The organism is Rhodobacter sp. SY28-1 (genome assembly GCF_005222785.1).
Lineage (GTDB): Bacteria > Pseudomonadota > Alphaproteobacteria > Rhodobacterales > Rhodobacteraceae > Tabrizicola.
The window spans coordinates 660,260-673,461 of sequence record NZ_STGH01000001.1; the positions used below are offsets into that span (position 1 = coordinate 660,260).

Sequence of the window (13,202 nt, forward strand, 5' to 3'; positions counted from 1 at the left end):
CGACGCGGGCTTGCCCGCGTCGGCCTCTTTCTCATGAGACCAATGCCATGTCCTTCGCCGATCCCTCCACCCGGACGCCGGGCCTTTTGCACGCGCGACTTCGCCTTCTCCTGGCCGAGCCGATTGCTCTGCTGCGGCTGGCGGTCCCGCTCATGCTCATCGCCCTGGTGAACATGGGGATGAGCATCACCGACACTCTGATGGTATCCGCAAGTTTCGGCGCAGAAGCCTTGGCGGCTGTGGCTGTGGGCAGCGACTTCCAGTCGATCCTGTTCTACCTAGGGGCAGGCACCATTGGAGGCCTTGCCCCGCTTTACGCGGCTGCCGTTGCCCAGTCCGACCACTGGAAACAGGCCCGGCTGGAACGGACTGGTCAGGCGATCGTCCTCCTGCTGGCTATGGTCCTGGTGCCGATATTGTGGTCCAGTCCCGAGTGGCTGGCCCTTATCGGACTTGACCAGGCCCTTCTCGAAGCGGGCCAAGGCTACACGCGTACGATGGCGCTGACATTGGTGCCACTGCTGGGCGTGGCCCTTTACCGAACCATCCTGACTGCGGCGCAGCGGCCCCGGGTCTTTCTGGCCGTCACCGCAGCCATGCTCCCCTTGAACGCGGTCGGCAACCAGTTGCTCATGCACGGCTTTGGACCAATTCCCGCTGTCGGCCCAACCGGGGCCGGTTTGTCCTCACTCATCGTCGCCTCCACAAGCCTTCTGGTCCTGGTGCTGGTCTCGCGCCGCAAGGCTCGCGGGAAAAGGCCTCCGCGCATCGGATGGGCCGACATTTATCCCGTGCTTCGGATCGGCCTGCCCATCGGTGTGGCGATGCTCGCGGAACTGGGGGTCTTTCTTGGAGCCACACTTTATGCTGCCACCTTGGGCCCGGCGGAGGTGGCGGCCCATACACTGACTCTGCGTGTTGCAGGAGTTGCTTACGCTGTCCCAGCAGCGCTTCTGCAGGCTGCCACGGTGCGAATGGCGTTGGCAGAGGCGGCTCGTGATACACAGCGCTCCGGTCGCGTGACAACCGGAGCTTTTGGCCTTTCTGTCGTGTTTGGCACGATTCTACTCTGTGTCCTGGCCGCCGGAGCGTCTCCACTAGCGTCGGCTGTTTTCGAACCAACCGCCACCGGAGCTACTGCAGCAAGCCTTGCCGCCACCTTGTTGCTCATCCTCGCAGCGATGGAGTTCATCGCGAACCCCGGAACGGCTGCAACGGGGATTCTGCGGGGACAGAAGGATACGCGAGTACCAATGATCCTGACGCTTGTCGGCTACTGGCTGATTGGAGCTCCGCTGGGGCTTTGGCTGAGCGATGCACGGAACATGGGTGTGACCGGTGTCTGGTTCGGACTACTCATGGGAACATTGGTCACGAGCGCCGCGACAATTATTCGGCAATTCCTGTGCAGGAAAGCCAGTGCATAGGTTAGGCAATCAATATGCCCGCGACGCCAAAGAGCCATGAGCAAGCACGTCAAGTTCAAGGCGCAATGCGGACTCTGCATGGTCAGGGACATCTTGTGAATTAACCGGATGCAGAGATCGAGCGCGGTTCCGTGATGAGCGCGTTGGCCGTTCAGAAGACGGGTGACATAGCAAACATGGGAAAGGAACGCATGCGCACATCGGCGCGGATGCTGCCACAGAAAGTCAGAGCTCGAGTACTGGAACGACTGCTCCGATTCAATTCAGACCTGGCTGGAACAGAAGCTTGATGTATGATCGCAGCACCATAACCTGCTGACCCATCACCCGCTGGTCCTTGAGCATCTTGGCCAGGACGACGGCGCCCTGCAGGACGCCTGCACACATGTCGGCCACGGTGTCGAGGTCGACCGCATCGCGTGGCGGATACCGTTCGGCAACATCGTCTAGCATTGATCGAAAGTGGCGCCGCCACGCAAGCACAAGATCGCGCATTCGTGCTGCGACCTGCCGGCTGATCTGGTTTTCCTGGTAGGCCATCGACGCAGCGACACAACCGGATCGCTCTGGTGTAACGCCATCCAGAAGCTCGGCGTAAAGCTTCAGCATGATCAATAGCCGCTGAAGGGGGTCGTCGCTAAGCTGTTTTGCCCGTTCAGCGAATGCGGACAACTCGCTGAGATCGGTCTCGATGTATCGTTCCAGCATCGCGAGCGCCAATTCGTTCTTGTCCCGGAAATGGTAGAAGAACCCGGATTTAGTGATACCCACCTCGGCGATCAGTTCTTCGATCGATGTGGCGCTGAAGCCCTTGTCCAGAACCGCGCGCTCTGCCGTCTCCAGCAGGCGTTCGCGCGTCGCCTCGCCTTTCCGCAACGATCCCATGGGTCCTCGCTACTGTACCGCAAGTGCAGTTTCAAGCGGCTTGTCCATTGCCCCGCACAGACAGATTCCAACCAAATACTTGATTACAAAATATAATTTTCTGTTCTTGGGAACTGTACCACGCGGCTTCTAGCACAGATGCCGCGGCCAGGAGCATAACCGCGCCGTCGACCGACAAAGACTACATCGGTTCGATGACCTGAAAAAGACCGCACAGCCATGCCCTCTCGGAACCCCATCCGGGCCGCAACTGAGGAGCCGGTTCAGCAAAGACAGAGAGAACGGAAGGAAGATCATGAGACTCTTGAGACGACTGGAGACGCTTGTCGAAAGACGCAGAGCGATGCGTGCCCTGGATGAGCTTGATGCCCACATCCTTCGTGACATCGGCTTCGAAGAGCGCCCCCGATGGGACGTGATCAACCGCATGCTTCGTGACCAGAGACGCAATCGCGCCTGACAGCGACCGCTGAAGGACCCGGAAAACCCCAACTGGCGACGTGATCCCGCAGGACTGGCCCTGCCGGGCCAAGCCACTGCTTACCTAAAGGACCTGAAGATGACCGTGACCCCACTCCACCAACTTGTCGACTCGAACAGGGTCTTCCTCGCCGATGGCGGGCTTGAGACCTGCATGATCTACCATGAGGGCCTCGATCTGCCGCACTTCGCCTCGTTCGTCCTGTTGGAAAGCGCCGAGGGCCGCGCGGCGCTGGAACGCTACTTCGTCCGCTACTTCGCCCTGGCGAAGGCGGCAAACACCGGCTTTGTGCTGGACACCGCGACCTGGCGTGCGAACATGGGTTGGGCACCGGCGCTTGGCCGGAACGAGGCTGCGCTACGCGCTGCAAACCGCCTGGCGGTGGACTTTGCGAATGAACTGCGGAAAGCCCACGCGACGGCGGACTTCCCGATCGTCGTCAACGGGGCCGTGGGGCCCTCTGCCGACGGATACCGTGTGGACACCGCCCTGACCGCCGACGCGGCCGAGGCGATCCACCGGCCGCAGGTCGAGGCCCTCGCCGATGCAGGTGCCGACATGGTCAGCGCAGTCACAATGACCCACGTTGGCGAAGCCGTGGGCATTGCCCGTGCAGCCATGAAGGCCGGTGTGCCACACGCCCTTTCCTTTACGGTGGAAACGGATGGCAAACTGCCGTCGGGGCAGCCCCTGCACGACGCCTTGGCCGAGACCGAGGCGGCCACAGGCGGAAGTGCGCTCTTCTACATGGTAAACTGCGCACACCCGACCCATTTCGCGCGCGAACTCAGCGGTCCGCTGCATAACAGGATCGGTGGCATCCGCGCCAATGCGTCCCGGCTAAGCCATGCGGAACTGGACGTTGCGACCGAACTGGATGACGGCGATGCCATCGAGTTCGGGCACTTCTACGGCGCCTTCGGACGTTACCTGCCGAACCTGCGACTGGTTGGAGGCTGCTGCGGATCTGACCACCGCCATGTTGGCGAAGCCTGCCGGCATCTTGTTCCCACAGCGGCCTGACTGGCCGCACATCCCTCACCTTCAATCGGAGACAGACCCATGAAAAATCCTTTCAGCAATCCGCTTGCCCTCCTGCTGGCTGCATCGGCCTTGACGGCACCCGCATTTGCGCACGACGACCGCAAGACCGAGCTTTTCAAGCCCGGTGTCATCCACGCAGAGGCCGGCTCACCAACCAGCAGCGGGGCACCGGTCATGGTGCCGGGCCTTGGGGACTATGCCTTCCAAATTAGGACTGACGACCCAATGGCACAGGCCTGGTTCGCGCAGGGTCTTGGCCATCTCTGGGGCTTCAACCACGCCGAGGCCGTGCGCGCCTTCCGCGCGGGACAGGCGGCCGACCCGAACTGCGCCATGTGCTGGTGGGGCGAGGCCTATGCCCTTGGCCCGAACCTGAATGACGGCATGCATGACGAGGCCATCGGCCCGGCCTTCGCCGCCGCGACGAAAGCGGCCGAACTTGCCCGGACCCCCAAGGAAGTCGCACTTACGAAGGCGATCTTGGCGAGGTACGCAATGGACGGGGGCGATCGGAACTCGTTGAATGCAGCTTTCGCCAAGGCGATGCAGGGCGTCGCAGCTGAGTTCCCCGACGATGCCAATGTCCTGGCGTTGACGGCCGACGCCCTTATGAACACACAGCCCTGGGACTACTGGGAGGCCGGCGGCATGACACCCAAGGGCAACGGAGCGGCGATCCTTGCCACGCTGGAAGCCGCGATGTCAGTCAATCCCGACCACCCAGGCGCGCTCCATCTCTACCTCCACGCGGTTGAGGCCTCGGCGGACCCTGGCCAGGGCGAGGCCGCTGCAGACCGGCTTGCAGCGATCAACTCGACGGCTGGTCACCTGACGCATATGCCAGCCCATATCTACAACCGCATCGGGCGCTACGCAGATTCGATCACGGTGAACAAGGCTGCGATCGCGAATGACGAGGCGTTCCTGGCACGCGCCGGCGATGCGGCCAGCCCGCTCTATCGCTTTGGCTACTACCCGCACAATGTCCACTTCCTGCTGGTCGGTGCACAGAACGCAGGGTTGAAGGACGAAGCGCTGGCGGCGGCTGACAAGCTTGCCTCTATCACCTCCGACGAGGTCTCGGCCCAACTTGCATGGGTGCAGGCGATCCGGACCGCGCCTTATTCGGCGCATGCCCAGTTCAGCAGCGCGGACGAGGTGCTTGCTCTCGCTCGGCCATCCGATGAATTCCCCTTCGTTCTTGGCTTCTGGCACTATGCTCGGGGATCCGTGCTGGCCCAGGCCGGTCGTGCCGCTGAAGCGCAGGCCGAGGCGGGCGCCATTGCCGATCTCGTATCTGCTGGAGGCTTCGATGGTCTCGAAGCGCAGTACCTGCCGGCCCGAGATGTGCTGACAATCGCAAAGCTGATGGTCGAGGCGCGGATCGCCCAGCAGGCAGAGGACTGGGATAGCGCTGTGTCGCTGCTTGAGACAGCGGCAGAGCTGGAGGCGACCATCCCCTATATGGAGCCGGTCTACTGGCCGACGCCGGTGTCCCGGACGCTTGGTGCCGTACTGCTACAGTCCGGAAATCCATCAAAGGCCGCCGAAGCGTTCAAGGCTGCGCTCGCCCAAGCCCCGCGCGACGGGTGGGCGCTCTGGGGCCTAATGCAGGTTGAAGAAGCGCTGGGAAAGGAACCCGTTTACGCAGAAGGCAACCTCAACGCGCGCGCGGCCTTCGAGCAAGCGTGGCTTGGGGACAAAGCCTGGCTTGACTTGGGCCGTCTCTGACAGCGCGGATGCGGTCCGGAGCCAGAAGGCCCCGGCCGCATCATGCCACCCTTCACGAAACTCAACAATTCCATGGCTTTAATCTGTTCGCCGCCTGCCATGGCTTTACAAGGAGATTGAATATGGAACTAAGAACCAAGCGGATTCTGGTGTCTCCGGGACTGGCACTTGATGTCGTCGAGACTGGCAATCCGATGGGCCATCCCGTCATCTTTCTTCCGGGCCTTTCAGACAGCTGGCCCTCTTACCTGCCGCTGATGGCCGAAATGCGAAAAGACCGGCGGCTCATCGCAATCTCGCCAAGGGGCCACGGCGACAGCGGGAAGCCAACGGCGCCATACGATCTTGCCGACCTTGCGCGGGACGTGATTTCAGTGATGCGGGCTCTTGAAGTTGCATCGGCGGACATCGTCGGGCACAGCTTGGGCACGACGGTGGCGCAGAAGCTGGTGGAACTCGCTCCATCGCGGGTCACCTCGCTTGTCCTGATCGGTGCATTCGTCCGGATCGGGTCCAACCCCGCGGTGATTGACTTGCACGACAACGCAATCGCGAAGCTGATCGATCCGGTCGACCCTGTTTTCGTGAAAGAGTTCCAGGAAAGCGCCGTTGGACCCGACACGCCACGTGAAACGATCGATAGGGCGATTGCCGAAAGCATGAAGCTGACTGCACGAGATTGGCAGATGGCCCTCGGCGCATCGATGGTGGCCGACCTTGCATTGGCCATGATCGGATATCGTGGCCCTGTGCTAATCCTGCATGGCGAACTGGATGACTTCTGCATCGCGGATGAGCAAGCTGACCTGGCAAGGGGAAGCAACAGGAGGCTGGTCAGCAACGCGCACTGGGGTCATTCACCGCATTGGGAGCACCCCGCGCTCGTCGGTCGGCTGATCGAGCAATTCGTTTCGGAAAAGCAAGCCGTCGGCCTGCTCCCCGCTGACCCCTGAGGTCTCGCATCAGGCCGGCTCAGCCATCCGGACCTGACCTGCCTGCCTCCAGGGCTGTATTGGAAAGCCTGTTCATGTACCAAATGAACGGACCACCCGAGCGGGGCAGGCTGCAAATTTATGCACATCAAGGGTCCTGAGATGGCTTTACTTGTTCGGCAGGTAAGGGCCGAAACCGCTCCTCACGCGCCGCCCATCTGACCTCTGTCCACCACCGCAAGCAGAGACGCGACAATGCTTCTCAGCCAGATCAGACCGCGTGAGCCGGAATTCCGACGGTGCCACGCCTGGTGCATCTCTTCCTTGGGGAGGTCGAATGGCAGCTGAAACATGTCCAGCCCCGCTGAAGGGGCCACGCGCTCGGCCAGTTGCCGTGGGATGATGCCGATCATGTCTGTCGCGGCTACTGCCTGCCAGACAGGCGTGAAGCTGGGCGCCCGCATGGCCGTCTTTCGAACGAACCCATTGTTTTCCATGAACCGCTCATGTGCCTCGGGTTCATCATCTGTGACACGGAAAACCGCATGACGCAGAGCGCAGAAAAGCGCGATGGGCATCGGATCACCCGCCCGAAGGCCGTGACGCTGGACCTCGGGATGCCCGCGACGGGCAATCACCCGATAATCCGGCTCAAACAGGAACTCGGACTCCAACCCTGGTGACAAAACGTGCGCTGGGACAAACAGGAGATCAACGCGGCCGTCACGTAGATCGTCGATCGCAGTCCGTCCGATCGCGTCTGAATAGCGCAGTGTGATGCCGGGGGCGTCGCGCTCAAGAAGCGCCATCAGATCGGGCAGCAGTACCTGTGTAAAAAAATCTGGGGCGGCCAGTCGAAACGTGTCCGTCGCGGTCTGCGGATCAAAGATAGGACGCGCCAGAACCGCCGTCGCATCCTCGAGAAGGGCGCGCACCGGCGCCCTCAGGGTCAGCGCAAACTCTGTCAGCTGCAAACCCTGGCCGTCGCGGATCAGCAGCGGATCGCCAAAGGCCGCACGGAGCCGCCCAAGCGCGGCCGAGACCGCAGGCTGCGACAATCCGATCCTCTGACCCGCGCGCACGGTGGACTGCTCGCGCAGCAGGGCATCAAGCACCTTCAGGAGGTTGAGGTCAAAGCTGGATAAATTCATGGAACAAATTCCTATCATACAAACTATCAGTTTAACATATGGCCGCGCTCCCTCCATAGACGCGCTCACCGCAGACATCCGGGTCCATCCGGCATCAGAGGGAGAGAAGAGATGACAACGTCTGACGAAGTTCACAAATGGAACGACACAACATATCGCACGATCCTGGCGGCGGCCGACACGGGCGGTGCCATTTCCATCATCTACGGCGAGGCCGGCCCCTTCAACGGTCCACCGACCCATATCCACAGACACGAAGACGAGATCATCTTTGTCCTGAAAGGCGAGGTGGAATTCGAGACTGGCGATGCGCGGTTCACGCGCGGCCCCCTTGGCCTTGCCTTTCTGCCGCGTGGGCAGATGCACAGCTTTCGGACGGGTCCGGACGGCGCGTGTTGCCTGACCATCCTGACACCCGGCGGCTTCGAAGGCTTCTTTGCCGAGGCGGCGCGTGCTGATCTCCGCTTGCCGCAGGATATCGCCAAGGTGGCCGCCCTTGCGCGCCAATATGGATCGGACCTTGTCGGTCCCGGTCTGGCGCATAGGATGGCCCAAGATGCGTGATCCCGCTTTCCTGTTCTTCTCCGCGGCCGCAGTTTGCGCCACCGGCGGCATGGTGTGGGGCATCCAGATGGCCATCAGCGGTGATCATCTTTTGGCCTCTGCTCATGCCCACCTCAATCTGGTGGGATGGGTCACCCTCGCCTTGATTGGCATTTACTATCGGCTTACGCCTGCGGCGAACGAAACTCGTCTCGCGAAGGTCCATGCTGGCTGTGCACTCCTTGGCGTCAGCGTGATGGTTCCAGGCATCGCAATCGTCATTCAGGGCGGAACTCCCGCAATCGCAGCTTGCGGGGCGTTCTTGTCTTTTGCGTCGATGCTGATTCTTATCATAGCGATCCTTCGGCATGGACTGGGGGCTAGGCACTGACGAAGAAATCGACTGTGAGTGCCGCTGCGGGAAGTTGCGTTCTAGCGGCACCTCAGATTGTCGAGAGGCGCAGTGCGAAAGGACTGTCGCTGAAAGTCTGCTATGGGCCGCGAACTGACCTTAAGTTTAAAGGGGTCCACCGTCTGCTATGGGCCGCCCCTGCCTCCTAGGTTGCTCCAACAGTTTGACCTCGGCCCCGTTCTACTCTTCGTAGTAACGCTTCAAATCACTCCGCCCTTTTAGCTGCGCCGGCCGGTAGGGTTTGACGGCGGCGCACTGGGCTACAGCATTCGCTCGCATGCGCTCGTGGACCGAGGCGTGGAGAGGAAAATCGTCGCCAACCTCTCGGATACCTTTCTTCCAGCCGATGCGAAACGGCCCAACTTCAACCATTGCGTCTTCGCGGTGCTGCAGGCCACATGGGTCAGGCGCGCGGTTTAGGAAGTTTTCGTTGATTCTGATCGAAGGAACACACTCCTTGAGCTCGTCTACCATCCAATCGAGCGCAATGTCGCTCAGGCGTGACTCGGCCTCCGGATAGCTACCGCCGATGTCGCTGTGGCACCCCGGAAACCAGACTTGCTTGAGCCACTTCGGCTCACGATCTTTGGTCTCGATCGCTGCCGCCTTGGACGCCCATCCTACTCTGGGAAAGTCGGCACGGTCTTCGTCGATCGCCATAGCATGCCGGGCGTGTTGGACGTCGGGATCAAGCCACTGGTCGTAGTTGCGCTTGTTCCAGGCGGCAAAGTGCCCTGTTTTGAGGATCTGGGCCCAATCGCCAGGGCGCCGGAGCTTGAGACTGCGATCCGGATCTTCCGAGAAGAACTTGAAATTATCGAGCAACAGTGAGCCGAGTTGCCAGGCGAGAGCGCCAAAGAGCAGTCCAACCAGGACGGAAAAGATCCACGACCAACCAAGCGCTATGCTGGCGACAAATGCAGTACCGACTGCGAAGGTGCCCCCCCATACCAGCGTGCGGACGTCGGCGGTGCGTAACGATGCTACCGTATCGAAGACGCCTATGAAGGTCGGCTGAACGTTGCCTTGATTGTCCTTACCCTCCAGAGGAAAGCTAGAATACTTTCTACGAAACCGGCGGCCAAGCTCCTCGCGGTGCTCAAAGTACGGGTTCTGTGTCCGCGGCTTTCCCGCGCCGTGGTTGTAGACAAACTTCACCGCGTCTTTGGCGATCTTGCGCAGACCGGGTCCATAACGAGGAACCGGCGAACCATCGGGCATCCGTGTCGGGATGCCGCAGAGGTTCATGACATTCGCAAGTGCTCTGACAGTGTAGGCTCCTCGCGAGAACCCAAACAGCAGCACACGGTCACCGGGTTCATAGTGCGCGATGATCTGTTCATAGCATTCAATGATGTTGTGATCGATTCCGGTGCCGACTGCACTTTCCAGGATCGGCTTGATGCGACCGAAGAATCCGCCGCTTTCGCCCGTTCCCAGACCAGGGTCGTAAAATGCGACTTGCTCCTTCGGGCGAATGGGAGAATCTGGGCCTGGGCGCATGGCCCGGTACATCTTGTAAACGTTCGAAAGCCGCTGGTCCGGCCTCGCACCGCCCATCTGGCCCGTTGCATCCGAAAAGATGCAGATATTCTTGACCACCTGTCGCCCTGTCGATGAAAATCATGTATCGGCTGCAAACCCCAAGAGCTCGGCGATCCTCTCTGACGTAGGGGATCTCAGTGAGTGGATTGCGCATGAGTCGGGAGAACATAGAACATGGTAGAAGCACATTTGTCCACCTGATTTGGTAGCCAATCGACAGGTATGCTCAATATCTTCGGCACGATACGGAAAATGCGACTATTCCGTGTGGAGGTTAACCTCCGGCGGATCGATCCATCTGACCTCCCCAATACTTCTTAAATGAGTTGCCGATGTCGGCCGGCGCAGAAGGCCGCTTTAGGTAGCCCTAGCCGTCGGGTCAACAACATTGGGGAAGGTGCCTACCGACGCTGAGATATGGACGAGAAGCGGCGTGTGATGATTGCAGAGTGGGCTGAGCTCCTATGCCTTCAGTAGCAAGGAGAAGAAGTTTAACCTCAGATTGAAGGCTTCTGCAGTTTGGTGGGAAGACGTGACCAAATTGGCTGAAGTGAATCTTTGCGACATGCAAACTGACGTCAACTCAGGCCCTTTGCGCGTCAGAATGAAGATGCCATCAAACTGCGAATTGGCTTTAGCTTACAAAGTGAAAGTTCGGCGAGTTCAGCGGAACGCACTGCTTCAAAGTTTGATAGGGAAGTGACCTTCTGTTTTCGCTGTGCCCCTTCGTAAGGTAAATCTAGTTTGCAATGACGTCTCAATCAAGCTCACCGATGCGTCCGTGGCTCGCTGGTTGAGGCGTGCCGCGATCGGACTTCAGAATGGCGTCATGTCGTTCCTATGCTGGTGTTTACTTAGTCAGCGGTCGACCAGTCACCTGCCAACGTTTCGATAACAAAGCGACGTCGGGTGCCAAAGCTGCACAGCAGCAGATATTTGCTGTTCATGCAGCTGGTTCGGAATGCCCAACCCAATTTCCACCCGAGAGAGGGCGAGCATGCGCAATAATGGTCCGAGTGGCGCGGACTCCGAGGATTGTTCCAGCATAGTTGTATCCCTCTCCGAGGCCGCCCATCAGCGCCATGATCTTGGCAGCACCGATGAACTCGCATTTGTGCAGCTGGCGAATCGTGGCTTCGTTGATCTCGCCGGCGGTGCAGTCGAAGCCGGAAAAGTCCCAGTATGACGGGAAGAGTGCTGCGTTTATGTGATAAGCGATGGAACGCACTTCGTGTTCGGCCAACTCTGCCTTCGAGGATCCGTAATCAATGCCAATGGGCATCGAACAGCAATCTCGTCGGCCTGAAGAAGAAAGGCCTGCACCACGAAGTACCGATTTTGCGCCAGCGTTATACACGCGGCCTGAAGGTTGGTGTGTTGAGCGCCCAAAGCCGCGTGGCCTTCGCTCCAGTCGAACTGGAAGGCTTCATCAGGTCGAAACGCGAGCCGCACGAAGGTTCCGCGCCCTTCGGACTGCCGCTCTCGGTGGCGATCAGCCATCCACTCACGGCCAAAGGCTGCCACTCGGCCATACTTACTGACGCGCCAGCGACAAAGTCACCGAGTTCACCTCTACGGCATCCTGTTAGGATGTTAGCGCACTACCACCCATCAGCACTACATCGCTCCCGGCAAACCCATGATTTACCGATTCATCAGAGCATCAACGGTCGACTTCGTGACAAGTTCGTGGATGGACTGCTGTTTTCGACACTGAACGACGCCTGCATACTGATCGCCACGTGGAAGGAGGTTTACAACCGCCACAGACCCCATTCGGCCCTCGGAAACAGCCCGCCGACAGAATTGGCCATGAACTTGAGGCTGGAATTGCTGGCCGTCTAGCCCCAGAAGTTAACCCTAGGATTGTCCCCGAATCCGGAGGGAAGACGGGGCTTACGACATGTCCCCGCAGCGAGACGAACTAGTCCCGCTCCAGCCGCTTCATGAACATGCACGCCCATTGGCGATCCCACAAGGTCGGTTTGATCAAGCCGCCACGACCCTCGCTGGACACGAAGAGATGCCAAGCGAAGTGGTTCTGCTTCCGCAGTGCTTAAGCTTTACCTCCCTGGCTGGCGTATAAGGATGTCCCCATTATAGCGACGGTCGCACATGCGGTTGGGCTGAGAACGTCGCCAGTTTGAAGATAGGAAGTATCGGTTTCGCCGTGCATGGCGAAGTTTCTTCACCTTTTTGATGATGGGATCGTCTGAAGTTTGAAGACGGGATTCTGCGCCCGTTCTTACCTGAACGATTGTTCTTGGGATGCTTAGCCACCGGAAACTCCTTGCCCTTGCGCCACTGTCGAAACACTTCGCGGCCGCTTCCACGAGGCTTTCCCGGCAATTCAATCTCGGTCACCTCGTATGAAGGACCACGAGCGTCACCTTCAATGCCCAGCACGCCCATCTCTGTCACAACCAGAAAACCCTTCGCCTGAAGCTCATGGAATGCATGCATGGCCGTGTTCACCGACACACCTATGGCCTTCGCTGCCTGTCGATAGCTGAACCGGATGTGCCCGTTGTTATTGGAATTCGGTCCGCGCCACTCCAGTTTGACGAAGGGGTAAAGGGCCTGTGCCGACGTTGTCAGGGCCGCCCACGCTGGGGTTTGCAGTGTGGCGCGATACATTTTCGTGAAGTGGTCCAAGGGCTTGTTTCGCCCAGTCTTGTTTACTTTGTGTCCGGCCATCAGACCGTCCTCCGGGCCTTGGCCTGTTCAATGGCAGCCAGGACCTCCGATTCGGGCCACCTGGAGAGGCCGCCAAGTTTCACCGGTTTTGGGATGGTGCCATCGGCAACGCGACGCCAGAAGGTCGCTACACTCATCTGAAGAATTGATGCGCTTTCACGGACGGTCAAAAGCGGATCTATGACTTTCATTGGTTCGCCTCGCATCATGTTGACATGAATTGAGGCTACGGATTACCAGCGCATCTACGGAAGCTGGACTACCGCATATCGCCGACGATTAGCGCGGTTCATCCGCTTAAACGATTGACTTTGCTAATCTTTGTCTGTGGTCAGGTAGTGCGCGGTCTTCGAA

The 13,202-nt window shown here is 59.6% G+C and carries 13 protein-coding genes; 7 read left to right on the forward strand and 6 right to left on the reverse strand.

Features of this window, described 5'->3' with window-relative positions:
* The first annotated feature begins 47 nt into the window (after positions 1 to 47).
* On the forward strand, positions 48 to 1,427 hold the full coding sequence (locus E8M84_RS03295; protein WP_170971841.1) for an MATE family efflux transporter: 1,380 nt from the start codon (positions 48 to 50) through the stop codon (positions 1,425 to 1,427).
* Positions 1,428 to 1,685: 258 nt separating this feature from the next.
* Here E8M84_RS03295 and E8M84_RS03300 read toward each other — a convergent pair whose 3' ends face one another.
* Entirely contained in the window at positions 1,686 to 2,312 is a 627-nt protein-coding gene (locus tag E8M84_RS03300; RefSeq protein WP_205914559.1) for a TetR/AcrR family transcriptional regulator, read from the reverse strand.
* 559 nt (positions 2,313 to 2,871) lie between these two features.
* Between E8M84_RS03300 and E8M84_RS03310 the strand changes: the two genes are divergently transcribed.
* From E8M84_RS03310 to E8M84_RS03320, 3 genes are all read left to right on the forward strand, one after another.
* Positions 2,872 to 3,816, forward strand: coding sequence for a homocysteine S-methyltransferase family protein (locus E8M84_RS03310; protein WP_137109742.1), 945 nt, complete (start codon positions 2,872 to 2,874; stop codon positions 3,814 to 3,816).
* A gap of 39 nt (positions 3,817 to 3,855) precedes the next feature.
* Entirely contained in the window at positions 3,856 to 5,568 is a 1,713-nt protein-coding gene (locus tag E8M84_RS03315) for a M48 family metallopeptidase (protein ID WP_137109743.1), read from the forward strand.
* A 122-nt stretch (positions 5,569 to 5,690) separates the two neighbouring features.
* Complete coding sequence (locus E8M84_RS03320) at positions 5,691 to 6,521, forward strand: alpha/beta fold hydrolase (RefSeq protein WP_170971842.1); 831 nt, start codon at positions 5,691 to 5,693, stop codon at positions 6,519 to 6,521.
* 182 nt (positions 6,522 to 6,703) lie between these two features.
* Here E8M84_RS03320 and E8M84_RS03325 read toward each other — a convergent pair whose 3' ends face one another.
* Positions 6,704 to 7,651, reverse strand: a complete 948-nt coding sequence (locus tag E8M84_RS03325) for a LysR family transcriptional regulator (RefSeq protein WP_170971843.1) — start codon at positions 7,649 to 7,651, stop codon at positions 6,704 to 6,706.
* A gap of 111 nt (positions 7,652 to 7,762) precedes the next feature.
* Here E8M84_RS03325 and E8M84_RS03330 point away from each other — a divergent pair, with 111 nt between their 5' ends.
* Positions 7,763 to 8,215, forward strand: coding sequence for a cupin domain-containing protein (locus E8M84_RS03330; protein WP_137109746.1), 453 nt, complete (start codon positions 7,763 to 7,765; stop codon positions 8,213 to 8,215).
* Entirely contained in the window at positions 8,208 to 8,585 is a 378-nt protein-coding gene (locus E8M84_RS03335) for a cbb3-type cytochrome c oxidase subunit I (RefSeq protein ID WP_137109747.1), read from the forward strand. Before E8M84_RS03330 ends, E8M84_RS03335 begins: the two co-directional genes overlap by 8 nt.
* 201 nt (positions 8,586 to 8,786) lie before the next feature.
* Here the strand turns inward: E8M84_RS03335 and E8M84_RS03340 are convergent, their stop codons facing one another.
* Entirely contained in the window at positions 8,787 to 10,208 is a 1,422-nt protein-coding gene (locus E8M84_RS03340; protein WP_137109748.1) for a DUF2235 domain-containing protein, read from the reverse strand.
* Positions 10,209 to 11,094: 886 nt separating this feature from the next.
* Positions 11,095 to 11,433, reverse strand: coding sequence for an ATP-binding protein (locus tag E8M84_RS03345; protein WP_137109749.1), 339 nt, complete (start codon positions 11,431 to 11,433; stop codon positions 11,095 to 11,097).
* Between the two features lie 308 nt (positions 11,434 to 11,741).
* On the opposite strand from E8M84_RS03345, the gene E8M84_RS21915 reads away from it, so the two are divergent.
* Positions 11,742 to 11,996, forward strand: coding sequence for an integrase core domain-containing protein (locus tag E8M84_RS21915; protein ID WP_394347395.1), 255 nt, complete (start codon positions 11,742 to 11,744; stop codon positions 11,994 to 11,996).
* A 252-nt stretch (positions 11,997 to 12,248) separates the two neighbouring features.
* Here E8M84_RS21915 and E8M84_RS03355 read toward each other — a convergent pair whose 3' ends face one another.
* Together E8M84_RS03355 and E8M84_RS21855 are read right to left on the reverse strand one after the other, a co-directional pair.
* A complete protein-coding gene (locus E8M84_RS03355) occupies positions 12,249 to 12,848 on the reverse strand; it encodes a hypothetical protein (RefSeq protein ID WP_137109751.1) in 600 nt (199 codons plus the stop codon).
* Positions 12,848 to 13,057 (reverse strand): AlpA family transcriptional regulator, encoded by a 210-nt coding sequence (locus E8M84_RS21855; protein WP_346763677.1) that lies wholly within the window; start codon positions 13,055 to 13,057, stop codon positions 12,848 to 12,850. The genes E8M84_RS03355 and E8M84_RS21855 overlap by 1 nt, the downstream gene beginning before the upstream one ends.
* Positions 13,058 to 13,202 lie beyond the last annotated feature (145 nt).